The sequence below is a fragment of the Mesorhizobium sp. WSM4983 genome (assembly GCF_029625765.1).
In the GTDB taxonomy this organism is placed as follows: Bacteria; Pseudomonadota; Alphaproteobacteria; order Rhizobiales; family Rhizobiaceae; genus Mesorhizobium.
The window spans coordinates 77,145-98,996 of record NZ_JARTVM010000010.1; the positions used below are offsets into that span (position 1 = coordinate 77,145).

Annotated in this window: 23 protein-coding genes; 7 read left to right on the forward strand and 16 right to left on the reverse strand. The window is 64.5% G+C overall.

Features of this window, described 5'->3' with window-relative positions; all coding sequences use genetic code 11:
• The first annotated feature begins 127 nt into the window (after positions 1-127).
• Entirely contained in the window at positions 128-1,282 is a 1,155-nt protein-coding gene (locus P9254_RS23120) for a PA0069 family radical SAM protein (protein ID WP_278057151.1), read from the forward strand.
• Between the two features lie 254 nt (positions 1,283-1,536).
• Positions 1,537-2,235, forward strand: a complete 699-nt coding sequence (locus P9254_RS23125; protein ID WP_067327805.1) for a ribonuclease HII — start codon at positions 1,537-1,539, stop codon at positions 2,233-2,235.
• A gap of 206 nt (positions 2,236-2,441) precedes the next feature.
• On the opposite strand, the gene P9254_RS23130 is transcribed toward P9254_RS23125, so the two are convergent.
• From P9254_RS23130 to P9254_RS23160, 7 genes are all read right to left on the reverse strand, one after another.
• Positions 2,442-2,933 carry a F0F1 ATP synthase subunit B gene (locus tag P9254_RS23130; protein ID WP_066999035.1) on the reverse strand — a complete coding sequence of 164 codons (492 nt, stop codon included), beginning with the start codon at positions 2,931-2,933 and terminating at the stop codon, positions 2,442-2,444.
• Between the two features lie 10 nt (positions 2,934-2,943).
• The gene (locus tag P9254_RS23135) at positions 2,944-3,525 is read right to left on the reverse strand and encodes a F0F1 ATP synthase subunit B (protein ID WP_066999038.1); all 582 of its coding nucleotides are present in this window, start codon (positions 3,523-3,525) and stop codon (positions 2,944-2,946) included.
• 62 nt (positions 3,526-3,587) lie between these two features.
• Positions 3,588-3,812 carry a F0F1 ATP synthase subunit C gene (locus P9254_RS23140; RefSeq protein ID WP_066999040.1) on the reverse strand — a complete coding sequence of 75 codons (225 nt, stop codon included), beginning with the start codon at positions 3,810-3,812 and terminating at the stop codon, positions 3,588-3,590.
• Between the two features lie 79 nt (positions 3,813-3,891).
• A complete protein-coding gene (locus tag P9254_RS23145) occupies positions 3,892-4,653 on the reverse strand; it encodes a F0F1 ATP synthase subunit A (protein ID WP_066999043.1) in 762 nt (253 codons plus the stop codon).
• 65 nt (positions 4,654-4,718) lie between these two features.
• A complete protein-coding gene (locus P9254_RS23150; protein ID WP_278057152.1) occupies positions 4,719-5,111 on the reverse strand; it encodes an AtpZ/AtpI family protein in 393 nt (130 codons plus the stop codon).
• Positions 5,112-5,401: 290 nt separating this feature from the next.
• A complete protein-coding gene (locus P9254_RS23155; RefSeq protein WP_278057153.1) occupies positions 5,402-6,583 on the reverse strand; it encodes a cell wall hydrolase in 1,182 nt (393 codons plus the stop codon).
• A 140-nt stretch (positions 6,584-6,723) separates the two neighbouring features.
• Positions 6,724-7,998, reverse strand: a complete 1,275-nt coding sequence (locus P9254_RS23160) for an MFS transporter (protein WP_278057154.1) — start codon at positions 7,996-7,998, stop codon at positions 6,724-6,726.
• Between the two features lie 118 nt (positions 7,999-8,116).
• Between P9254_RS23160 and P9254_RS23165 the strand changes: the two genes are divergently transcribed.
• Positions 8,117-9,034: a LysR substrate-binding domain-containing protein gene (locus tag P9254_RS23165; protein ID WP_127246443.1), complete on the forward strand. Its 918-nt coding sequence runs from the start codon at positions 8,117-8,119 to the stop codon at positions 9,032-9,034.
• A 108-nt stretch (positions 9,035-9,142) separates the two neighbouring features.
• On the opposite strand, the gene der is transcribed toward P9254_RS23165, so the two are convergent.
• Positions 9,143-10,573 (reverse strand): ribosome biogenesis GTPase Der, encoded by a 1,431-nt coding sequence (der, locus tag P9254_RS23170; protein ID WP_278057155.1) that lies wholly within the window; start codon positions 10,571-10,573, stop codon positions 9,143-9,145.
• Between the two features lie 6 nt (positions 10,574-10,579).
• On the reverse strand, positions 10,580-11,245 hold the full coding sequence (locus tag P9254_RS23175; protein ID WP_278057156.1) for a tetratricopeptide repeat protein: 666 nt from the start codon (positions 11,243-11,245) through the stop codon (positions 10,580-10,582).
• Between the two features lie 202 nt (positions 11,246-11,447).
• On the opposite strand from P9254_RS23175, the gene P9254_RS23180 reads away from it, so the two are divergent.
• Positions 11,448-12,452 carry a polysaccharide deacetylase gene (locus P9254_RS23180; protein ID WP_278103904.1) on the forward strand — a complete coding sequence of 335 codons (1,005 nt, stop codon included), beginning with the start codon at positions 11,448-11,450 and terminating at the stop codon, positions 12,450-12,452.
• A gap of 68 nt (positions 12,453-12,520) precedes the next feature.
• Here P9254_RS23180 and sbmA read toward each other — a convergent pair whose 3' ends face one another.
• The 3 genes from sbmA to P9254_RS23195 form a co-directional block, all read right to left on the reverse strand.
• On the reverse strand, positions 12,521-13,780 hold the full coding sequence (gene sbmA / locus P9254_RS23185; protein WP_066999060.1) for a peptide antibiotic transporter SbmA: 1,260 nt from the start codon (positions 13,778-13,780) through the stop codon (positions 12,521-12,523).
• 122 nt (positions 13,781-13,902) lie between these two features.
• Complete coding sequence (locus tag P9254_RS23190) at positions 13,903-15,063, reverse strand: YbfB/YjiJ family MFS transporter (RefSeq protein ID WP_278103905.1); 1,161 nt, start codon at positions 15,061-15,063, stop codon at positions 13,903-13,905.
• Between the two features lie 72 nt (positions 15,064-15,135).
• Complete coding sequence (locus P9254_RS23195; RefSeq protein ID WP_095800927.1) at positions 15,136-15,333, reverse strand: hypothetical protein; 198 nt, start codon at positions 15,331-15,333, stop codon at positions 15,136-15,138.
• Positions 15,334-15,428: 95 nt separating this feature from the next.
• On the opposite strand from P9254_RS23195, the gene P9254_RS23200 reads away from it, so the two are divergent.
• The 3 genes from P9254_RS23200 (at position 15,429) to P9254_RS23210 (ending at position 18,110) form a co-directional block, all read left to right on the forward strand.
• The gene (locus P9254_RS23200; protein ID WP_095823837.1) at positions 15,429-16,343 is read left to right on the forward strand and encodes a LysR substrate-binding domain-containing protein; all 915 of its coding nucleotides are present in this window, start codon (positions 15,429-15,431) and stop codon (positions 16,341-16,343) included.
• A gap of 140 nt (positions 16,344-16,483) precedes the next feature.
• Positions 16,484-17,740 (forward strand): aminopeptidase, encoded by a 1,257-nt coding sequence (locus P9254_RS23205; protein WP_278057159.1) that lies wholly within the window; start codon positions 16,484-16,486, stop codon positions 17,738-17,740.
• Positions 17,741-17,762: 22 nt separating this feature from the next.
• Positions 17,763-18,110: a DUF488 domain-containing protein gene (locus tag P9254_RS23210; protein WP_278057160.1), complete on the forward strand. Its 348-nt coding sequence runs from the start codon at positions 17,763-17,765 to the stop codon at positions 18,108-18,110.
• A gap of 197 nt (positions 18,111-18,307) precedes the next feature.
• On the opposite strand, the gene P9254_RS23215 is transcribed toward P9254_RS23210, so the two are convergent.
• The 4 genes from P9254_RS23215 to P9254_RS23230 form a co-directional block, all read right to left on the reverse strand.
• Positions 18,308-18,643 carry an ArsC family reductase gene (locus tag P9254_RS23215; RefSeq protein ID WP_067327796.1) on the reverse strand — a complete coding sequence of 112 codons (336 nt, stop codon included), beginning with the start codon at positions 18,641-18,643 and terminating at the stop codon, positions 18,308-18,310.
• A 196-nt stretch (positions 18,644-18,839) separates the two neighbouring features.
• On the reverse strand, positions 18,840-19,193 hold the full coding sequence (locus tag P9254_RS23220; RefSeq protein WP_278057161.1) for a nuclear transport factor 2 family protein: 354 nt from the start codon (positions 19,191-19,193) through the stop codon (positions 18,840-18,842).
• 107 nt (positions 19,194-19,300) lie between these two features.
• Complete coding sequence (locus P9254_RS23225; protein WP_278057162.1) at positions 19,301-20,278, reverse strand: 2-dehydropantoate 2-reductase; 978 nt, start codon at positions 20,276-20,278, stop codon at positions 19,301-19,303.
• The gene (locus tag P9254_RS23230; protein ID WP_278057163.1) at positions 20,278-21,807 is read right to left on the reverse strand and encodes an acyl--CoA ligase; all 1,530 of its coding nucleotides are present in this window, start codon (positions 21,805-21,807) and stop codon (positions 20,278-20,280) included. The genes P9254_RS23225 and P9254_RS23230 overlap by 1 nt, the downstream gene beginning before the upstream one ends.
• Between the last annotated feature and the right edge of the window lie 45 nt (positions 21,808-21,852).

Genomic DNA, 21,852 nt, shown 5'->3' on the forward strand with positions numbered 1-21,852 from the left:
GCGGCGCTGCGCCAGATGCGCGTTCTGAACGAAAAAGTTCTTGCTTTGTTCTCATTGGCAAAATAGGAATAGTTTCATGAACAGAGCGATTCGACAGCCTGCCGACAGTCCCTGGGAGAGGGCGAAAATGGAACAGATCGTGCGCGCCGACATTGCCGCTTTCGGAGCAGGCAGAGCCGAGATGGCAAATGCAATGATAGAACAGAGCGGCATGCGCGTGCGGCCGGACCGCAATCGCGGACGCTCCGCGGGCATCAATCCGTCCGGCCGCTTCGAGCCGGTCAGCCGGCATGTGTTCGACGATGGCTGGAACTCGCTGGAGGAACTGCCGCCGTTCAAGACGGAGGTGCAGGTCGAGAAGCCGCGCACCATCATCACGCGCAACGAGTCGCCGGACATTTCCTTCGATCGTTCGATCAATCCCTATCGCGGCTGCGAGCATGGCTGCGTCTACTGCTTTGCCAGGCCGACGCATTCCTTCATGGGCCTGTCGCCGGGGCTCGATTTCGAATCGAAGCTCTTTGCCAAGCCCGATGCGGCGCGAATGCTGGACAGGGAATTGTCGAAGCCCGGCTACCAGCCGCGCACCATCGCCATCGGCACCAACACCGATCCCTACCAGCCGATCGAAAAGCAATACCGGATCATGCGCGAGATCCTGGAGGTGCTGGAGGCGCGCGGCCATCCGGTCGGCATCGTCACCAAGTCGGCACTGGTGACGCGCGATATCGACATCCTGTCGCGCATGGCCGAACGCGGCCTCGCCAAGGTGGCGCTGTCGGTGACGACGCTCGACCGCATGCTGGCGAGAACCATGGAGCCGCGCGCCTCGACGCCGACAAAGCGTCTGGAAGCGATAAGGCAGCTTTCGGATGCCGGCGTCCCCGCCTCAGTGATGGTGGCGCCGATCATTCCCGGCCTCACCGATCCGGAGATGGAGCGCATCCTCGATTCGGCGCGTGCCGCCGGCGCCAGGGAGGCAGGCTATGTCGTGCTGCGTCTGCCGCTCGAGGTGGCGCCGATCTTCAAGGACTGGCTCTTGCGCCATTATCCGGATCGCTACCGGCATGTGATGTCGCTGATCCGCTCGATGCGCGACGGCAAGGACTACGATTCGGAATGGGGCAGGCGCATAAAGGGCGCCGGACCCTATGCCTGGCAGATCGGCCGGCGCTTCGAGATCGCCGCCAAGCGGCTCGGCCTCAATGCCGAGCGGCGGCAGCTTCGGACCGACCAATTCGTCGCAGGCTCCGGCGTCGGCGAGCAGTTGATGCTGCTGTGAAGATGATGCCGGCCGCGAAGGCCGGCGGCTAAGGCAACTCGGGAGGCAGAGTTTTGCGCCCGGATTGCGATCCGCTAACCTCTGTTTTGATGTAACTTCGTACGGAAGGCCCGCTACGCACTCTTCCTGGAATTGCTCAAGAATCCCGTCCGGCCCAGTCCCCCGGCCGTGAGACGGTGCCCTCCCGGTCCGACGCCCCATCCGACCCGGAGGGACTTGCGGAGAATCGGAGCCGATGCGAACCTCGCCGCACCATGGCTCGCGCGCGTTCCGATTCTCCGCTTCTCTTCGAAATGGTCGAGAAGCCCGACTTCTCGATTGAAACGAAAGCGATGGCCGAGGGGCTGTGGCCGGTAGCGGGGATGGACGAGGCGGGCCGCGGGCCGCTTGCCGGTCCGGTGGTGGCCGCGGCCGTGGTGCTCAACCCGGCCAACATTCCCGAAGGGCTCGACGATTCCAAGCGCCTCACCCATCTGCAGCGCGAGGCGCTGTTCCTCAAAATCCTGGGCTCGGCGCTCAGCGTCTCGATGGCCTCGATCAGCGCCGAAGGCATCGACAACAGCAACATTCTGAAAGCCAGCCTGGAAGCCATGCGCCGCGCCGCCGCCGGACTGTCGCTGCCGCCCAAACTGGCGCTGGCGGACGGCCGCGACGTGCCGCCAGGGCTCACCTGCGAGGGACGCGCGCTGATCAAGGGCGACCAGCGCTCGCAATCTATCGCCGCCGCCTCGATCATCGCCAAGGTGATGCGCGACCGCATGATGTGCGGCTGCGGCGGCCATCATGAGCATTACGGCTTCGAAATGCATATGGGCTACGCGACGGTCCGCCACCGGACCGCGATCGAGGCGCATGGCCCGGTGGCGCGACTGCATAGGGCGTCGTTCGCACCGTTCCGGTTTGGCGGCGTCGAGGTGGCGGAAGCGGAAGAGAGCTTCGAGGGAATAGATTAATCTCCCCTCTTGAAGGCAGGCTGAGAGTCGTCGCGCGTGAAGCGCCAACGCCCTCTTAGTCGCACAAGGGGTTGAGCTCTACGCGCAACGGCCCCCTCTGTCGCCTTCGGCGACATCTCCCCCTCAAGGGGGAAGATTATTCGCGCCCAAAACAAAAAAGCCGCCGGGTTGCCCAGGCGGCTTCATGTCAGCAACGGCAGAGCCGCTCAGTTCAGCTTGGCCTTCACGTCCTGCAGCGCCGACTTGAACAAATCGGCGCCGGCCTTGGCGTCGACCTTGGCGGCAAGCAGCGCACGGGCGGCCTCGACGGCGATGTCGACGGCGCTGGCACGCACCTCGCCGATCGCTTCGCGCTCGGCCTGGCTGATCTTCTGCTCGGCAAGCGCCGTGCGCCGGGCGACGTAGTCCTCGGTCTTCTTATGCGCCTCGGAAGCAAGGAGCTCGGCCTCGCGCTTGGCGGCGGCGACGATGTCGGCGGCCTCCTTCTCGGCTTCCTTGCGCTTCTGCTGGTATTGGCCGAGCAGCTGCTGGGCCTCTTCGCGCAGGCGGCGCGCTTCCTCGAGTTCGCTGCTGATCTTGGCCGCGCGGGAATCGAGCGACTTTGCGAGCATGCCCGGCACCTTCAGATAGATGACGGCGCCGAGGAAGATGATCAGGGCAATGGTGGCCCAGAGCGTGGCAAGTGATGTGGCGTCCATGATGGCCTCCTCACCGGGTCGCGGATTTGACCGCGGCCGAAATCTCGGCCTTGTCGGTCTTGCCGCCGACCAGCGCCTCGACGATGGCCGACGTGGTGTCCTCGGCGATGGTGCCGACTTCCTTCATCGCCTTGGCCTTGATCGAGGCGATGCTCGCCTCGGCTTCGCCGAGCTTCTTCTCGAGTTCCGCCTCGAGCTTCTTGCGCGTGCTTTCGGCTTCGCTCTTGGCGGCGTCGCTCGCCTGCTGGCCGATCTTGTTGGCGTTGGCCTTGGCTTCCGCCAATTCCTGCTCATAGGCGGCAACGGCAGCGTCCGCCTCGCCCTTCAGCCTGGCGGCGTGGTCGAGATCCTGGGTGATGCGATCGTTGCGGACATCGATGATACCGCCGATGCGCGGCATCACAACCCGCTTCAGGAACAAATAGAAGAGCCCGAAGGTGATGACGAGCCACAGGATCTGCGACGGGAAGGTCTCGGCATTGAACGGCGGGAACGTGCCATGCTCCTCGGCAGGCACGGCGGTGCCCGCATGCGTATCGCCCTCGGCCGTGGCCGGCGCGGATTCTTGCGCAAAGGCAGATGTCACGAACATCTCATTCCCCTGTCCATACGGCGGGGCCGCACCATGCGGCCCCTTTCGTCAGCGCGTGGTTCTTACCTGAAGACCAGCAGCAGCGCGATGAGGAGCGAGAAGATGCCCAGCGCTTCGGTCACGGCGAAGCCGAAGATCAGGCGGCCGAACTGGCCGTCAGCGGCCGACGGGTTGCGGAGCGCACCCGAGAGATAGCTGCCGAAGATGTTGCCGAGGCCGATGCCGGCGCCGCCCATGCCGATGCAGGCGATACCAGCGCCGATAGCAGCTGCTGCAGTTGCGTCCATTTCAAAACTCCTGTGGTTTTCGTAATCGTTGCGGTTGGTACGTTGGGTATGCTGGCGCCGGGGCGCCGGTGAAAATCGATCAGTGGCTCGGGTGCAGAGCGTCGTTCAGATACATGCAGGTCAGCACCGCGAAGACGTAGGCCTGCAGGAAGGCGACCAGCAGTTCCAGCGCCGTCAGGGCAACCGCCATGGCGAGCGGCAGGACCGAGCCGGCGATGCCGACCGCACCCAGCGCGCTGAGGCTGACGACGAAGCCCGAAAACACTTTCAGCGTGATGTGGCCGGCCAGCATGTTGGCGAAAAGACGAACGGAGAGGCTGACCGGACGCGAGACAAAGGAAATGACTTCGATCGCCACCACCAGCGGCATCAGATAGCCAGGCACGCCATGCGGCACGAACAGCTTGAGGAAGCCGAGGCCGTGCTTGGCGAAGCCGTAGACGATGACGGTGCCAATGACCAGGATCGCCAGCGTGAAGGTGACGATGATGTGGCTGGTGACGGTGAAGAAATAAGGGAACAGGCCGATCAGGTTGGCGACCAGCACGAACATGAACAGCGAGAACACCAGCGGGAAGAACTGCATGCCCTGCTTGCCCGCCGCATCGCGCAGCATGTTGCCGACGAACTCATAGGCCATTTCCGAGACCGACTGCAGGCGGCCAGGAATGAGGGCGCGGCTGGCGGTGCTCATGTAGAGGAAAGCGGAAGCGACGGCGATCGTCACGACCATGAACAGAGCGGAGTTGGTGAAAGAAATGTCGTAGCCGCCGATATGAAGCGGGATGATCGGATGGATCTGGAACTGGTGGATCGGATCGACCTGGTCAGCAGCAGCCACTTTAAATCCCCGTCAAAGCCACAACCGGCTTCTTAAGTTTCTTTCGCGCCTTGCGGCGCCTTACTTCAGTCCTTCGGTTCGGGCGGCTTGCCGCCCTGGCCGAATTCCGATGCAAGTCCCGACGAACGCAGGACATTGAGTATACCGGCGCCAAAACCCAGCAGCAGGCCGACGATCAGACCCCAGGGCGCGATTCCCGCCAAGCGGTCGATGATCCAGCCCAGGCCGACACCAACCACCACTCCGGCGATGAACTCGCTGGACAGTTTCAGGGCCTGACCGTAACCGGTCGCAGCTTTCGCTTCGTCTTTCCCCTCGAGCCGGTCCGTGCGTCTTGATGCAAGCGATGCTTCAAGCTCGCGCCGGCGGCGCTCAAGTTCGTCGTCGCGGATGGTGGCTTCTGGCTGCCTGCCGCGGCCGGTTTCTCCGGTTCCGTCTGGCCCGTTATTGTCGGCCATCGCAACCCCCCTGCCCGGGCAGACGATCACCGTCCGTCCGCTTCTAAAGTCGCCGGCAACATAGTTAGCGGGTCCGCGCCCGTCAAGCCACGGGCCGAACTTCAAAGCGATGTATTTTCCGCTTTCAAATCAATGGCTTATCCGGGTGCGACATCGTGCCCGTCACGCCTGTGCGAGGACTCGGCGCGAATCCGGGCGACAAGCCGCGCTGATCGGTGCGCGCAGCAAACGAGAAAGAGCGTTGCCGCGGGGTGCCGATCAAGCGGCTCAGTTCGAGCCGCCTAAACGGCTCAGCTCCAGCCGCCGCCATAGGTGCGATAGAAGATATGCAGGCCGATCCTGGTCATGCGCTGCATGGCGCGCGCCCAGCCCGGATGGACGTAATTGGCGTAGTAATGCGTCGAGGATCCGACCTCGGGGATGAAGATCTTGCCGGCGGTCACCGCCATGGCGACATCCTGGGCGGTCTTGTACGCGACCGCGTCGTTGATGCGCTTCTTCCTGCCGTCACAGGCGAAGGAGAACTGGCAGCGGTTGAACCAGTTGTCGTTCTGGTAGACGACACCGCAGATCGTCTTCGGATAGGCAGGGTTGCGGACGCGGTTGAGGATCACCTGCGCCACCGCGGCCTGGCCGCGCACCGGTTCGCTGCGCGCCTCGAAATAGATGCCCTTGGCGAGGCATTCCTGTTCCGGCTTGGAGAAGACGGCCGCAGGCAGCGGATTCTGCATCCAGGCGTGATCCCCCTTGCCCATCGGCGGGATGAAGCGGCCGTCATTCGGATCGTCCTGCAGCAGAGCCTCAAAGGGCGAGGCCTTGGCATAGTCCGGCGCCGACTGGGCATAGGCGGTGGCGAGGATGTCCGGCTTGTCGTTGTTGACGAGAGCGACGAGAGCCGCCGGCAAATCCGGATCGGGCTTCTTGTCCTCGCGGATGTGGAAGGCCTGGGCGATCTGGATTTCCTTGCCCTTGATGCCGGGCTTGGCGAAAGTCAGCTTCAGGCCGCTGTCCATCGCCGGACGGAGCAGCGAGGAGGTGCGCTCGAAGATGGAGCCGGCGCTGAAATTCTTCGGCGGCGCAACGGGCGACACCTGGACGAGGCGGCCCTTCTTGTCGGCGCGCACGACGCGGTCCTCATCGGGCGTAGCGCCGGCGACATTGCCCTTGCCGCGGAGCGCCACCGTGCCGACGCCAGGCAGGTCCACGCCGGAGCCGGAGATCGAGCCCGTGGCGGCCGAATCGACGAACGGCATCTCGGCGGCATGCACCGAGCCGGCGACGGATTTTTCGACATAGGCATTCCAGCGATGGCTGGGCGACTCCAGCCCGGACACGAGGCTTGCCATATCCTGGTAAGCGACGACGGACGGAAAGCCGACCCAGAAGCCGAGCCCCAGAACCAAAGGAGGAAGGAAGGAACGTTTATTCGCAACGGCGGCGGCGACGAGCCGCGTAAGAACGCGTCGATGCACGGAACTCTCCAGAAACGCTACTGACCCCGGAGAGCCAAAATGAAGCATTAACCTTGATGGGGGGTTAACGGCACCGATCGTGTTTTTTTCATGTTGCAGATAAGCCGGCCTCCGCCAGCTGTGGAAAGCCGGCGAAAACGTCAGGCCGTGCGCAGAAAAATCGGCCATGCGATCGCCGCGCAGATCGCGGCCGCCAGCCACACGCCCGGCCATGCGAAGAGAAGCAGAAGCCAGGGAATGGCGATCGGCACCAGGCAGAAGCCGACAAAGACCAGAGTGTTGGCGAGGCTGAGCGCGGTGCCGACATGGCCGGCACCGGCAAGTGTCGCAAGCTCGGTATAGGCAACGCCATGCCAGGCCGATACGCAGATGCCGGCTACGATCACCATAAGGGGCAGGAGCAACAGCAGCGACGGCTGCCTGGCCGCAGCGATGGCCAGAACCCATAGCACCAGGAAGGCCAGCGCGCTCAGCGCGCTGCAGAACCTCAGGAACGGCCTTCGGTTGCGGTGGCGGTCGGTGTAGCGGCCGCTCCAGACACGCATCACCATGGCGCCCGTCTGCACGGCGGCGAGGGTGGCGCTGGTCACCCATGTGCCCGTGCCGGCAAAGTCGTGCAGGAAGACGGAGGCAAAGGTGAGCACCGCCACCTGCGGGAAGCAGAGCAGGCCGATGGCTGCCGAGATGCGCCAGACCTCGATGTTGCGCAGCGGCGCCGGGCCGGTCGTGACGGCGGCGGCATGCGCGTATCCTTGCGTCGGCGGTTCGTGCAACCAGCGCCGGGCAAAGCAAGCCGAGAGCGCGGAGAGAGCCGCCAGCAGGCCGAAGACGGCGGCGAAGCCGAAGCCCAAGGCTAGCCACGGCAGGACGAGCGCGCCGAGCCCGCCGCCAAGCGGCACCGCCGTCTGCCTGATGCTCATAGCGAAGCCGCGCTCGTCTTCGCCGAACCAGCCCATGATGGCGCGGCCGCTGGAGCCGTTGACGCTGCCGCCGAGCAGGCCTGCAACGAGCAGGCTGGCCGAAAGCAGCACGACACCGGGAGCGGCTGTTTTCGTCGGCACGACGAGGATTGCCATGGCAAAAAGCCACATGGCGGTCGCGCCGAGCCCGGTCAGCAGCACGCGGCGGTCGCCCCAGCGGTCGGTAAGCACGCCCCAGGGCAGTTCGCTGAGCGCCACGCCGAGGCCGAGCAGACCGAGCGCAGCGCCGAGCGAGGCATTGTCGAGATGGTAACCCTGGCGCATCACCACAGCCGTCGCCGGGATGCCGGAGAAGGTAGCGGAGAAGCCGGCATTGGCGGCGACGCCGATGCCGAGCACTTTCCATCGATGGGTGGGCCCGAAGGCGCGGCCAGCCGAAGCGGCGGCGCCTGCCGCGGGCCGACGGCAATCGTTGCGAGTTACGATGGCGGACATGATCTCGTATTCCCTCTGCGCCGGTCGATCGGTCTTGACCGGTCGGATGTAGCGCCATAGCTTCATCCAGAAAATCAGCAAGTTTTTGATCGATAATCCTGAAAATAAGGACGATCTCATGCGACGCGTCACATTCGACCTCGACGTGCTCAGGACCTTCGTCACCGGCATGGAGCTTGGCAGTTTCGCCAAGGCGGCCGAGCGGCTCGGCCGCTCGACCTCTGCCGTCAGCGCGCAGCTGAAGAAGCTGGAAGAACAGGCGGCGACCCCGGTCTTCCGCAAGGCGGGGCGCGGCCTGGCGCTTACCGAAGCCGGCGAGACGATGCTCAGCTATGCGCGGCGTCTCATCGAGCTCAATGACGAGGCGGCCTCAGCTATCCGCGACGTCGAGCTGGAAGGCTGGGTGCGGCTCGGCCTGCAGGAGGACTTCGGCGAGGCCGTGCTGCCGGAGGTGCTCGGCCGGTTTGCCCGTGCGCATCCCAAGGTCCGGATCGAAGCGCGGATCGGACGCAGCCATGAGCTCGCCGAGCGCGTCGTCTCAGGCAGCCTCGACATCGCGCTGGCCTGGCACGACGGCACGATCCTGCCCTACAGCCGGCATGTCGCCGAGGTGCAGGCGCGCTGGATCGGCCCGGCGAAACCGATGCAAGCCGGCCACGATGGTGAAGCGCTGCCGCTGGTGTTGTTCGAGGCGCCATGCCTGCTGCGCACCGTGGCGACCGAGACGCTCGACCGCGCCGGCCTCGCCTGGCGCATGGCGTTCTCGAGTCCCAGCCTCGGCGGCATCTGGGCGGCGGTCGCCGCGGGTCTCGGGCTGACGATCCGCACCGATATCGGCCTGCCAGCCACTGTCAGGGCGATCGCGCCGGGCGTGCTCGGGCTGCCACTCCTGCCGATGATGGCGCTGCATCTGCACCAGAAGGATGCCGAGCTCGATCCGGTGGCGGCACGGCTGGCAGAGATATTGCTGGAGGCGGCGCTGGATACGCTGCCGGAGGGAGCGCGTTTCGGCGAGGGCTTGCGAGCGGTCGCGTAGGATTCCACGCTATTCTTCATCCTCGAGCGGAGCAAGGAGCGAAGCGACACGGCACAGACCCGTGAATGACGACGGGAGGGGCGCTGCCGACCCTTTCCCACAAAGGGCTCAGCGCTTCTTCGCCCGACCTGCGAAAGGATTCTCCGAGGTGCGCAGCGCCATGCGGATCGGCACGCCGGGCATGTCGAAAGCCTCGCGCAGGCTGTTCGAGAGGTAGCGGACATAGGATTGCGGCATCGCGTCCGGGCGCGAGCAGGAGACGACGAAACCCGGCGGCCGGGTTTTTGCCTGCGTGACATATTTGATCTTCAGCCGGCGGCCGGCGACGGCGGGCGGCGGATGATGCGCCAGAATGCCTTCCAGCCAGCGGTTGAGCTTGCCGGTCGAGACGCGGCTGTTCCAGACCTTGTGCGTCTTGATGACGGCGTCCATCAGCCGATCGAGGCCGCGCCCGGTCTCGGCAGAGACCGTCACCGCCTGAATTCCGCGCACTTGGGGAAGCAACCGCTCGGTCTTTTCGCGCAGCTCGGCCAGAAGCTCCTGCGGGTTGTCGATCAGATCCCATTTGTTGAAGGCGATCACCGGCGCGCGGCCCTCGCGAATGATCAGGTCGGCGATTTGCAGGTCCTGCTTCTCGAAGGGGATGGTCGCGTCGAGCACGATGATGACGATCTCGGCGAAGCGGATAGCGCGCAGGCCATCCTGCACCGAAAGCTTCTCGAGCTTTTCCTGGACTTTGGACTTGCGCCGCATGCCGGCGGTGTCGAACAGCTTTATCCGGCGGCCGCGCCAGTCCCAGTCGACCGAGATGGAATCGCGGGTGATGCCGGCCTCGGGTCCGGTCAGCAGCCGCTCCTCGCCGATCAGCGCATTGATCAGCGTCGACTTGCCGGCATTGGGGCGGCCGACCACGGCTATGCGCAGCGGCTTGGTCTCGTCATAGGCCGGCTCGGCGTCGGGGTCGGCGATATCCTCGCCGATAAGCACCTCGCTCACGGCGATCTCATCGCCCGGCTGTTGCGCGTCCTCGCCGAAGGCGCGTTCCTCGCCGAGTGCCGCGATCACCGCATCGCGCAGATCGGGCATGCCTTGGCCATGCTCGGCCGAGACGGGGATCGGCTCGCCGAGGCCGAGTTCCCAGGCTTCCAGCATGCCGCCTTGCGCGCCTCGCGCTTCCGCCTTGTTGGCCACCAGCACCACCGGCTTGCCGGATTTGCGGACCACGTCGGCGAAGGTCCGGTCGTCGGGCATCAGGCCCGACTTGGCATCGACGGTGAAGAAGATCAGGTCGGCCTCGCGGATGGCGATCTCGGTCTGCTGGCGCATGCGGCCGGGCAGCGTCGAGGCCGCCGCATTCTCGAAGCCGGCGGTGTCGATGACGTCGAAGTGAAGATCGTAAAGCTTGGCGGCATGGACGCGACGATCGCGCGTCACGCCCGGCGTGTCGTCGACAAGCGCCAGCTTCTTTCCCACCAGCCGATTGAAAAGAGTCGATTTGCCGACATTAGGCCGGCCGATGATGGCGACTTTGAACGTCATCCGGGGTCACGAAGCGTTGCCCGACCCGCGGATCAGCTCGGACATCAACTGCGCCCGCTGGCGCGCATTGCGCGGGGCGCCGTCATCCGAAGCGATCTGGTCGAACAGTTTCAGCGCATCCGCCGACTTGCCTTCCTTCCAGGCGGCAAGGCCGAGCGCCTCGCGCGCCGAGCTGCGCAGCGGATTGGTGTCGGCGGTGAGCGCCTCGACACGGCTGGAGACATCGGCAAACGAGCCGTGATCGACCAGCAGCAGCGCCGCTCTCAATCGCGCCATGTCGCGGATGCCTGCGGGAATGGCGCTGTCGGCCGCGACCGCATCGAAATCCTTGACGGCGGCGTCGACGTCTCCCTTGTCGGCCTTGACGGTCGCGGCCCGCATGCGGGCGAGCAGCGGATAGGCGCCATAGCCATTCTTTTCCAGCTGATCGAGGGCGGCGATCGCCTCGTCGTTCTTGCCGTCATTGGCGAGCTTGAGCGCCTGCGAGAAGGCATCGCCCGACCGGTTGGCGCGGGTCTCGTCCCAGTAGCGGTAGCCGACGAAGGCGGCTGTCGCCACCACGATCAGGATCGCGGCACCGAGCAGGGCCGGACCAAAGCGGTCCCACAGCGCCTGCGCCTGCTCGCGACGAATCTCTTCGTTGACTTCGCGGATAAAACTGTCGTCCGACATCAATCAAAAACCATTGCGGCCCCGGAACGGAGCGCTTCTTGAGCCCCGCGTTTTAGCGAAATTTCGTCGGCATGGAAGAGGGATCGCCGGAAAATCGGCGGAGGCTCCCAGTGCCCCACAGGCCTTGCCGGAACGCATCGATGCTACATTTGGGCGATAGACGGCTTTCCTACAGCCCCAAAGGTTGCCCAAAAGGTTGCCAGTGCCACGTTCGTTCCGCGTCCTTGCGTTCAGCCTCGCCTGGCTTGGCTCCGTTGGCACGGGGCTTGCCGATCCGCCGAAACCGATGGCGGCGAAACCAAAGCAGATCGTGCTTATCTCCTTCGACAGCGCACGCGAGATCTCGCAATGGGAGCGCAGCCGCGCGCTGGCAAAGCGCACCGGCGCGCATTTCACGTATTTTCTGTCCTGCGTCTTCCTGCTCTCGCCGAAAACGCGCGCCGAGTACGTCGCGCCCGGCAAGGGTGCAGGCAAATCGAATATCGGCTTCGCCGCCTCGGAGCAGGATGTCGCGGACCGGCTGCAACAGATCCGGCTCGCGGCCGCCGAAGGTCACGACATCGGCAGTCATGGCTGCGGACATTTCGACGGCAAGGGCTGGAGCAAGGCCGACTGGCTGGCCGAGTTCTCAGCGTTCCGCCGCGTCCTCGAAAACGCCTATGCGATCAACGGCATTTCGCCCGAGCCCTCTGGCTGGCGTGAATTCGCCCGCCATGCCGTGATCGGTTTTCGCGCGCCGTACCTCTCGACCGGCAAGGCGCTTTACGAAGCGCTGCCCAAGGCCGGCTTCCAATATGACGCAAGCGGTGTCTCGAACGGCCCTGCCCTGCCGCGCGCAAAGAACGGCACCACCCGCTTTGCATTGCCGCAGATTCCGGAAGGGCCGAAGTCGAAGCGGGTGGTCGCCATGGACTACAACCTCTATGTTCGCCATTCGGGCGACTTCGAGAAGCCGTCGATGGCGGGCGTGTTCGCCGACCGCGCCTATCGGGCGTTTCGCGCAGCCTTCGATGCGCAATACAACGGCAAACGACTTCCGCTGGGGCTCGGCTTCCACTTCACGCAGATGAATGCCGGCGCCTACTGGAACGCGCTGGAGCGCGTTGCCGGTGAAGTCTGCGTCATGGAGCAGGTCGAATGCATCAGCTTCCGCGACTATATCGAGCGGCAGCGCTCCGGCGATGCACGGGTTGCCGTGGGCGGCTGAGCCGCCCCGTCCCAACTCTTGCCTGGGCGCAATTCCGGACGGAAAGGCGCTCCGCAATTGTTCCGAGTTCAGGCCGGATCCTCCGCGCTCTGCCGCGCGAGATAACGCTGGTCGATGTCTGGCAGCGGCTCGCCTTCCAGCGTCGCCTCGAAGGCGCGCAGGCGCTTGTGCACCGACTGCAGCTCGACGATGGTCGACCAGGAATTCAACAGGAACTGCAGCGAATTCGTCACCTTGCCGAAGGCGTTCGAAATCTGGTTCAGCGCACCGAAGGTGATCTTGTGCGCAACCAGCGAGGGCCCGAGGATCAGCAGCGAGAAGATGTTGTCGGCCTGCAGGTAGGTGTACCGGACGACGTTGAAATAGATGTAGTGGAAATAGAGCCTGAAGTAGTTGCGGCGCACATTGTCGAACAGTTCCGTCGTCGTCGCCGGCTGCGCCCGGTCGGGATGGTCTTCGCCGTAGACGAGTTCCTTGCGATAGGCGGCCTCGACGCGCTGGTTGCGGAACTGGAGGCCCGGCAGCTTGATGCCGGCGAGCATCACCGAGGCCGTGCCGAATATGCACCACCCCAGCGCGGCAACGACCAGGGGCTGCGGCACCGCGCCCAGGATCGGCAACTCGGTGATGTGCGCTTGCAGCTGGATCATCACCGGCAGGAAGGCGATGAGGGTCATGATCGACTGGACGAAGCTCGAGCCCAGGTCCTCCATGATCTGCGAGAAGCGCATCGTATCTTCCTGGATGCGCTGCGAAGCGCCCTCGATGTGGCGCAGCCGGCCCCAGTTCGCCATGAAGTAGTCGTTCATCGCCGTGCGCCAGCGGAAGATCCAGTGGCTGACGATAAAGGCGTTGACCACCTGCACGTTCATGCCGACCAGCGCCAGCCAGGAGAAGTCGGCCAACCCCCTGTAGAACTCGATGTCAGTCGATGGCGTCGTTCCCGACATCAGCCCCTGGACATAATCGAAGAAAGGTCCGTACCAGTTGTTGACGGCGACGCTGACCTGCACGTTGAAATAGATGAAGAAGAGAATGACGGCGGTCATCAGGATCGACCAGTTCTGCCACGGATGCGGAGCATACCAGCTCCAGAACGCGTAGAAGATCGCCACACAGGCCACGAAGTACATGTAGAACCACAAGAACGGCTTCGACCATAGAACCGCGATGCCGATGATGGGCGGCGCACCCGCAGCCGCCGGCGGCATGCCGAGGATGGCGCCCAGCTGTTCGCCGCCGAAGAACCAGAACAGGATCGCCGCAAGGCTCCAGAGGGCGGCCGAGGTGAAGAAAAGCTTCGGCTGCGGGAAGAAGGATACGAACACTGTGGCGGGTTTCCTCGGTCTGACCGCAAATCAGCGGCGTTGCTGTTCGGCGGGCATAAGGTCACACATTACTGGGAAAGAAAATGCCCGGCCCGGCGCTCGGCACCGAACAAGACCACAAATCATGGCGATTTTGGTGCAGCCGACCAGGCAACGACGCCGGAGACCAGCAGAGCGGCAGCCGCCATGATCGAGGCGAGCACATAATTGCCCGAGGCCTGGGCGAGCAAGCCGGCGGCAATCGGACCGATGATCTGGCCGAGGCCGAAGGCGGCGGTCATCACCGCGAAGATGCGGCGCGGCGCCTGCGGCGCAAGCTGCCTTGCTGCCTGCAGGCCGAACGCGGTGATGGCGATGAACGTGCCGCCGAGCAATATGGCAGCCAGAAGCGGCCCGCTGAAACCTTTGACGACGACGCTGGCGATGACGCCGACCACTTCGACCAGGCAGCTCACGGCATAGGCCGTATAAAGCCCGATCCTGGCGGCGAGCTTTTGCCAGAACCAGGTCGAGGGGAAGCCGGCAAGACCGGCGATCATCCAGACCGAGGCCTCGAAGACACGTCCGCCGCCGTCCTGGCGAACGATGGCGACCAGAAAAGTGGCCGTCACCACATAGCCCAAGCCGAACAGCCCATAGGCAAGGATTATCTTCGTCAGCGCTCTATCCTTCGGCAACGCCGGTTCAGGCCCATCGACGCAATTGGCGGGCGTGGCGGAGCCCGCGAGGATCGCGACGAGGAGCAGGCCGACAGCGGAAATTGCTCCCGACCATAGCCAGCCCGCGGGCCAGCCGGCATGGGCCGTGACGAGGATGGCCAGCAGCGCCGAGGACGCCGCAATGCCCAGGCCGACACCGCCGAAATGCAGCGCTTGCAGATCGCCGCGGCCTGCCTTTGCAAGATGGCTGAAGACGATCGACGACATGAAAACCATGACGAAGGCGCTGGCCAGGCCGGCGAGAAAACGAATGGCGAGGAAAGCGGCCATCGTCTCGTTCAGTCCCATCAGAGCCGCGAGCACGGCGCTCGCGGCAAGGCTTGCGAACATCAGCAGACGCTCGCGGCCATGCGCCCAGCCGCTGGCCGCGGCGAGCGCGCCAATGAGATAGCCGAGATAGTTAGCGGAAGCGATCCAGCCGGCGTCTGCCGGCGTCAGGTGCAACTCTTCCATCATGCCGGGCAGGATCGGCGTGTAGACGAAGCGGCCGATGCCCATGGCGACGGCGAGAGCCGTCATGCCGGCGAGGGCAAGGCGCAAGGGAGATGGCGAAGCGGCTTTCATTGCAGCGCAGCATAAATGTGTGCAAGTGCGAAACAATGCGATTGCGTTGGGCCAGGCCGGCTTGGCCCGCCTTCAGCGGCAAGCCGTCTCGTACACCGTGCGGCCGGCCGTGAGCCGGAACGGCATATCGCCGAGCTCGCGCTCCGACATGGAGTCCAGCACCGGATGCGACAGAGGATCGACCGTCCAGCGGGCAATCTCGCCGTCGTCCTGCCAAGCCTGTCTTGGCTCAGCGCCGGAAAGCCCCTTCAGCAAAGAGAAAATCTTCATCGACCTGCCTCCAAGCCCGGTTTGCCTCGCTAGAATCCGCTTTTCTTCGGCACGTTTCAATTGAGATTTGAGACCAGCAAGTTTAGAAAAACTGGATGACGATCCTGAACCGTGTCCACCTCAATGGCTTGCGTGCCGTCGAAACCGTTGCCCGCGTTGGATCGCTTGCCGCGGCGGCTGCCGAACTCAATGTTTCGGTCAGCGCCGTCAGCCAGCAGATCAAGCGCACGGAAAAACAGCTGGGGCAGGCGCTGTTCGAGCGGACGTCCGGCGGACTCGTGACGACGGAATTTGGCGTCGTTTTCACGGCCCGGCTGAGCGCCGGCTTCCGCGAGCTTGCGCAAGCGGTGGCGTTGGCCGACGAGGCAACGGAATGCACCCTGGTGGTGTCGGTGGCGCCCGCCTTCGCCTCGAAATGGCTGTTGCCCAGGCTGTCGCGGCATTTTGCCCGCCATCCCAACGTGCTCTTGCGCATAGACGCTTCAGGCAGGCTCGCCGATCTCGACCATTCCGATATCGACATTGCGATTCGGATGGGCGACGGCGCTTGGCCGGGAGTAAACGCGGAACTGCTTTTGGCGCAGGAAGTGTTTCCGGTCTGCGTACCAGCGATCGCGGCCAAGCTGAACTCGATCGAGGACCTGGCGCGGACCTGCGCCATCACCGACGAGCGGGCAATGATCAGCTGGGATAGTTGGTTCAAGGCGGCCGGCGTCGAGCCGGTCACTTTCCAAAAAGGCGCGCGCTTCACCGATCCGATGCTCTGCCTGGAATCTGCAATCGCCGGCCATGGCGTGATGCTCGCCTGGCAATTGCTGACCGCCGATGCGCTGGCCGATGGCCGGCTGGTCGCCCCTTTCGGCGTGCGAGCTGAAAGCGGGCTCGGCTACTGGATGGTGACCTCGGCCACCAAAAGCGAAAGCCGAAAGGTGCGCGACTTCAAGGCCTGGGTCCGCGAGGAGATCGAAGCGACCAAGGCGCAGTTCCGGGCACTCGACAGCGCCGCCTGAGCTCGTTTGAGCATGATCTTGTCCGAACGCCGCCATGCACTTTTCGCGATCATGCCTGGAGGCCCAGTCGATCGCGGTGGAAAGGCCGGGCGCAGCGGTCTATGTAAGGATCAGACCCCACAATCACGGCAGGCAGGATCATGACCACACATTCGCGCGGCGTCTCGGCAACCATCGACCCGGTGAAGCTCGACAGGCTGGCCGAAGTCGCCGTCAAGGTCGGGCTGCAGCTGCAGCCGGGACAGGACCTGGTGCTGACGTCCTCGATCGCGGCGCTGCCGCTGACCCGGCGCATCGTCGAGCATGCCTATAAGGCCGGCGCCGGGCTGGTGACGCCGATCTTCAACGACGACGAGATCACGCTGGCGCGTTTCCGCTATGGCGCCGACGCCGGCTTCGACCGCGCCGCCGGCTGGCTTTACGAAGGCATGGCGAAAGCCTTCGCCAACAATGCGGCGCGGCTTGCGGTGCGCGGCGAGGATCCGTCTCTGCTGTCGGCGCAGGACCCGGCCAAGGTGGCGCGGGCCAACAAGGCGAATTCGATGGCGTACCAGCCGGCGCTCGAAAAGATCACCGGTTTCGACATCAACTGGAACATCGTCGCATATCCGGATGTTGCCTGGGCTCGCCAAGTGTTCCCGGGCGAGCCCGACGATGTCGCGGTGGTGAGGCTCGCCGACGCGATCTTCTCGGCCTCGCGCGTCGATGTCGAGGATCCGATCGGCAACTGGAAGGCGCACAACGCGGCCTTGGCCGAGCGCACGAAATGGCTGAACGAGCACAATTTCCACGCGCTGCATTTCACCGGACCGGGCACCGACCTCACCGTCGGCCTGGCGGAAGGTCATGAATGGATGGGCGGCGCTTCGACGGCGAAGAACGGCATCACCTGCAATCCGAACATCCCGACCGAGGAAGTCTTCACCACGCCGCATGCGAGGTGCGTCGAAGGCCATGTCTCCTCGACCAAGCCGCTCTCCTACCAGGGCACGCTGATCGACGAGATCTCGGTGCGCTTCGAGGGCGGTCGGATCGTCGAGGCCAAGGCCTCGAAGGGCGAGGACGTTCTGAAGAAGGTGCTGGACACCGACGAGGGCGCGCGCCGGCTCGGCGAAGTGGCGCTGGTGCCGCATTCCTCGCCGATCTCGAAGAGCTGCCTGCTGTTCTTCAACACGCTGTTCGACGAGAACGCCGCCTGCCACATCGCGCTCGGACAGTGCTATTCGAAGTGCTTCGTCAACGGCGGCTCGCTCAGCCAGGACGAGATTGCCGAGCGCGGCGGCAACAAGAGTTTCATCCACATCGACTGGATGATCGGCTCGGACAAGATCGACATCGACGGCGTCGGCAAGGACGGCAGCCGCGTGCCGGTGATGCGCAAGGGCGAGTGGGCCTGAGAGACCCGACGCGGAGACAGCCTTGGACGTGGCGGTAAAGCGCGTCTACGAAGCGCCGGAGAGGAGCGATGGCCAGCGTGTGCTGGTAGACCGCGTCTGGCCGCGCGGCGTCTCCAAGAAGGACGCCGCGCTGGACCTTTGGCTGAAGAAGATCGCGCCGAGCACCGAACTGCGCAAATGGTTCGGGCATGATCTCGAACGATGGCCGGAGTTCCAGAAGCGGTACTGCGCCGAGCTGGACGGCAACGAGGAGGCTGTGGCGCACCTGCGAGAACTGCTGCGCCACGGCAAGGTGACGCTGCTCTTCGGCGCGCATCACGAGGCGCATAACAATGCGGTGGCGTTGATGGGGTATTTGCGGAGGGAGTAACCTGTCTCTCGTCGTCATCCTCGGGCTTGACCCGAGGATCCATGCCGTGACTGTCACCGAAGGACGCAACGGAGCAGAACTCTTAAACCGCCACAACGCTTTAGCGTCGCGGCATGGAATCCTAGGGTCTGCGCGCGTCGCTTCGCTCGTTGCTCGCCCTAGGATGACGAGGGATAGTGTGCCGCGCCTGCCGAATCCTACTTCACCGCCTCTTCATAAACATCCGGCTTGAAACCAACCAAGATGCGGCCACCCACCTCCAGCACGGGCCGCTTGATGATAGTGGGCTTGGCGAGCATCAGCTTCTTCGCTTTCTTCTCGTCGAGCGCTTCCTTATCCTTCTCCGGCAGTTCGCGAAAAGTCGTGCTGCCCTTGTTGAGCAGTCTCTCCCAGCCGACCTTATCGACCCAGCCATTCAGCCTTTCCGCCTCGATCCCTTCGGCGCGATAGTCATGGAAGCGGTAGGGAAGGTCGCGGCTCTCCAGCCAGACGCGCGCCTTCTTGATCGTGTCGCAGGTGGTGATGCCGTACATGGTGATCGTCAATTCGGACCTCGGGCGGATGGATTGCGAATCTGGCCGAATCCTAGGCTTGCCTTGCCCGCTTTGCCAGCGTGACTACGTGAAGACGATTTGGCGCTCTCCATGGCGGCCGGAATATCATCTTGGCCGCCATGTCTGATTTTCAGATCCTGCAACGAAGATTCGGAATGCCAGACGCCGATCGGCTTCAATAGTAGAAGCGCTCTTCGCTGATCTTGCCGTTCTTGACCGTATAGAGGCCAACCTCATCCATTTTGACGCGTTCGCCGGTAGATTTGGGCGTCACGTCAAAGGTGAAGCGCAAGGCGAACTGGTCGCCATTGACGTAGGGGCCCTCGACCGAGCCGCCGTGAACCTCATGGTTCGCTTCCCACCATTCGCCCTTCTGCTTTACGGCGTCCCTGCCGCTGCAAACGGCCATGGGCCCTTCCATCGCCTCGTAGCTGACGATGTTATCGGCATTGTATTTCGCGGCAGCGCCGCGGCTGTCGCCCTGCTTGAGGAGTTCGGTGAAATGCTTGGCGACTTCGGCAGTGGTCATGATTTCCTCCCGGTTTGGACAGACCCGAGATAGGGAGCTCCCTCGTGACCTGCCATCGCCCAAGCGTCGGTAGCTGACAAATCGTGTCAGGATCGAATGCCGGTCTGCTAACAGCAGCCGCGCTGGATCGCCAGCCGGCGCACCAGCGCCAGCACGGTGTCGATGGCGGGCGTCGGCTGGCCGGTCAGGCGGCCAAGCTCCTGCACTGCCGTTACCAGCGCGTCGACCTCCATCGGGCGGCCGCGTTCGAGGTCCTGCAACATCGAGGTCTTGTGCCCGCCGACGTCGCCGGCCCCCTTGATGCGCCGGTCGACGGGGATCAGGAAGCGCACGCCGAGGCGCTCGCCAATCGCCTGCGCCTCCAGCATCATGGCGCGGGCGACGGCCCGCGTGCCTTCATCGGCGACGATCGCCGCAAGCGTGCTGCCGGTCAGCGCCGAGATCGGGTTGAACGAAAGATTGCCCCAAAGCTTCACCCAGATTTCCGAACGTATGTCCTCGCGGACCGGCGCCTGCAGCCCGGCCTTGACCATCTCGCGCGCCAGCACACTCACCCGCTCGCTCTTTTCGCCCGAAGGCTCGCCGAGCGAAAAGCGCGTGCCCTCGACATGGCGGATCCGCCCGGGCGCATCGACCTCGACGGCCGGATAGACGACCGAGCCGATGACGCGGCCGGGCCCGATGGTCTCCCAGATCCTTCCGCCGGAATCGACCGCATCAAGCCGCGTGCCTTCGAGCGCGCCGCCGGCCTTGTAGAAGTACCACCAGGGCACGCCGTTCTGCATGGTGACGACGGCTGTCCCCTCGCCCAGCAGCGGTGCAATCTCGCCCAGCGCCGGCGCCAGAGAATGCGCTTTCAGCGCCAGCACCACGTAATCCTGAATACCGAGTTCTTCGACCGTGGCCGCTGCTCTCACCCGGGCGATCGTCTCCTTGCCGTCCTCGATCAGGCGTAGGCCATCGGCCTCGATCGCTTCGAGATGCGCGCCGCGCGCGACGATCGACAGATCGACGCGGCCGGCAATCGCCAGCTTGGCGGCGAGATAGCCGCCGATGGCGCCGGCGCCGAAGACTGTAATGCGCATCAGCTCAAACCGAGTTTTGCCGCGAGGCCTATGCGCTGCAATTTGCCGGTGGCGCCCTTCGGGATCTCGTCCAGGATCACCACCTTGCGCGGCACCTTGAAATCGGCGAGCCGAGTCGCGGCAAAGCCGCGAATGTCGGCCTCGCTGGCGCTCTGGCCTTCCCGCAGCACGACAGCGGCAGCCACTTCCTCGCCGAGCTTGTCATGCGGCATGGCGAAGGTGACGACCTGCGCCACCGCCGGATGATCCATCAGCACGCCATCGACCTCGAGCGGAGAGATCTTTTCGCCGCCGCGATTGATGATCTCCTTCAGCCGGCCGGTAACGCGCAGATAATTGTCCTCGTCCAGCACGCCCTGGTCGCCGGTGTGGAACCAGCCATGCGCGAAGGCGCTGGCGTTGGCGTCCGGATTCTTCTCGTAGCCGGCGGTGACGTTCGGGCCGCGAATGACGATCTCGCCGATCTCGCCGGGCTCGAGCAGCCTTCCATCCGGCGCCATGACGGCCACTTCCGGTCCGGCCGAGGCGCCGACGCTGCCCGGCTTGCGCAGTCCGGGTGGCAGCCGGTTGGACGCCATCTGGTGCGCAGCCTCGGTCATGCCGTAGGCCTCGATCACCGGACAGCCGAAAGTCGCCTCCAGCTCTGCCATGACCTGCGCCGGGAGTGAGGCCGACGACGAGCGGATGAAACGCAGCTTCGCTTCGGCCAGTTGCCCGGGATTGCGCGCGGCGCGCGGCAGGATCGCCTGGTGCATCGTCGGCACCGCCGTATACCAGGTTGGCTTCGCTTCGGAGAGCCATTGGAAAAAGCGCAGCGCGTTGAAGCCCGGCGTGCAGAAGACGCTGGCGCCGGCGGCGAGCGAGGACAGCACCGCCGCGATCAGCCCGTGGATGTGAAACAGCGGCATGATGTTGAGGCAGCGGTCGGCCGAGCCCAGGCCCAGCGTGGCGCCGATATGCGCGGCCGAGGCGGCGAGGTTGGCGTGGCTGAGCGGCACCAGCTTCGGCCGCGATGTAGTGCCGGAGGTATGCAGAAGGAGAGCGGTGTCGCTGTCTTCAGCCAAGCCGGAGGCAACCGGCGGCCCGACCGGGCCGCCCTCGATGGTGAAGATGCCGGCCGGCGCGCCTTCAGGCACCGCCAGCCGCAGCACCGCAATGCCGAGGCGTTCGGCAACTTCGACCGAGGGTCCTTGCTCGTCCTTGCCGACAAGGATCGCCTTGACGCCGATGTCCCTCAGATAGAAATCGAGCTCGTCGGCCCGGTAGGCTGGATTGAGCGGCGCTGTGGACGCGGCTGCGGCGACCGCGATGAAGGCCGTTGCCATCTCCGGGCCGTTCGGCAGCACGATGGCAACGCGGTCGCCACGCCCGATGCCGAGCGTGTTGAGCCGGCTCACGGTCTCTTGGATCAGACTGCGCAGCCCCACATGCGAGAGGACTGTCCGGTCGGGCGCGGCGATGGCTGGCGCATCTTCGGCGCCGGGCGCGAGGCGATGAGCAAGATCAAAGGGTTTTTCGCTTGTTGTCATGGTTCCAGACTATGTTTCGAACGATCGGCCGATGTCCAGCAAAGG

Excerpts from the sequence above, each read along its gene's own strand:
- P9254_RS23120 (WP_278057151.1), top strand. The coding sequence starts at position 128 with ATGGAACAGATCGTGCGCGCCGACATTGCCGCTTTCGGAGCAGGCAGA.
- P9254_RS23125 (WP_067327805.1), top strand. The coding sequence starts at position 1,537 with ATGGCTCGCGCGCGTTCCGATTCTCCGCTTCTCTTCGAAATGGTCGAG.
- P9254_RS23130 (WP_066999035.1), bottom strand. The coding sequence starts at position 2,933 with ATGGACGCCACATCACTTGCCACGCTCTGGGCCACCATTGCCCTGATC.
- P9254_RS23135 (WP_066999038.1), bottom strand. The coding sequence starts at position 3,525 with ATGTTCGTGACATCTGCCTTTGCGCAAGAATCCGCGCCGGCCACGGCC.
- P9254_RS23140 (WP_066999040.1), bottom strand. The coding sequence starts at position 3,812 with ATGGACGCAACTGCAGCAGCTGCTATCGGCGCTGGTATCGCCTGCATC.
- P9254_RS23150 (WP_278057152.1), bottom strand. The coding sequence starts at position 5,111 with ATGGCCGACAATAACGGGCCAGACGGAACCGGAGAAACCGGCCGCGGC.
- P9254_RS23160 (WP_278057154.1), bottom strand. The coding sequence starts at position 7,998 with ATGTCCGCCATCGTAACTCGCAACGATTGCCGTCGGCCCGCGGCAGGC.
- P9254_RS23165 (WP_127246443.1), top strand. The coding sequence starts at position 8,117 with ATGCGACGCGTCACATTCGACCTCGACGTGCTCAGGACCTTCGTCACC.
- der (WP_278057155.1), bottom strand. The coding sequence starts at position 10,573 with ATGACGTTCAAAGTCGCCATCATCGGCCGGCCTAATGTCGGCAAATCG.
- P9254_RS23175 (WP_278057156.1), bottom strand. The coding sequence starts at position 11,245 with ATGTCGGACGACAGTTTTATCCGCGAAGTCAACGAAGAGATTCGTCGC.
- P9254_RS23190 (WP_278103905.1), bottom strand. The coding sequence starts at position 15,063 with ATGAAAGCCGCTTCGCCATCTCCCTTGCGCCTTGCCCTCGCCGGCATG.
- P9254_RS23195 (WP_095800927.1), bottom strand. The coding sequence starts at position 15,333 with ATGAAGATTTTCTCTTTGCTGAAGGGGCTTTCCGGCGCTGAGCCAAGA.
- P9254_RS23200 (WP_095823837.1), top strand. The coding sequence starts at position 15,429 with ATGACGATCCTGAACCGTGTCCACCTCAATGGCTTGCGTGCCGTCGAA.
- P9254_RS23205 (WP_278057159.1), top strand. The coding sequence starts at position 16,484 with ATGACCACACATTCGCGCGGCGTCTCGGCAACCATCGACCCGGTGAAG.
- P9254_RS23215 (WP_067327796.1), bottom strand. The coding sequence starts at position 18,643 with ATGTACGGCATCACCACCTGCGACACGATCAAGAAGGCGCGCGTCTGG.
- P9254_RS23220 (WP_278057161.1), bottom strand. The coding sequence starts at position 19,193 with ATGACCACTGCCGAAGTCGCCAAGCATTTCACCGAACTCCTCAAGCAG.
- P9254_RS23225 (WP_278057162.1), bottom strand. The coding sequence starts at position 20,278 with ATGCGCATTACAGTCTTCGGCGCCGGCGCCATCGGCGGCTATCTCGCC.
- P9254_RS23230 (WP_278057163.1), bottom strand. The coding sequence starts at position 21,807 with ATGACAACAAGCGAAAAACCCTTTGATCTTGCTCATCGCCTCGCGCCC.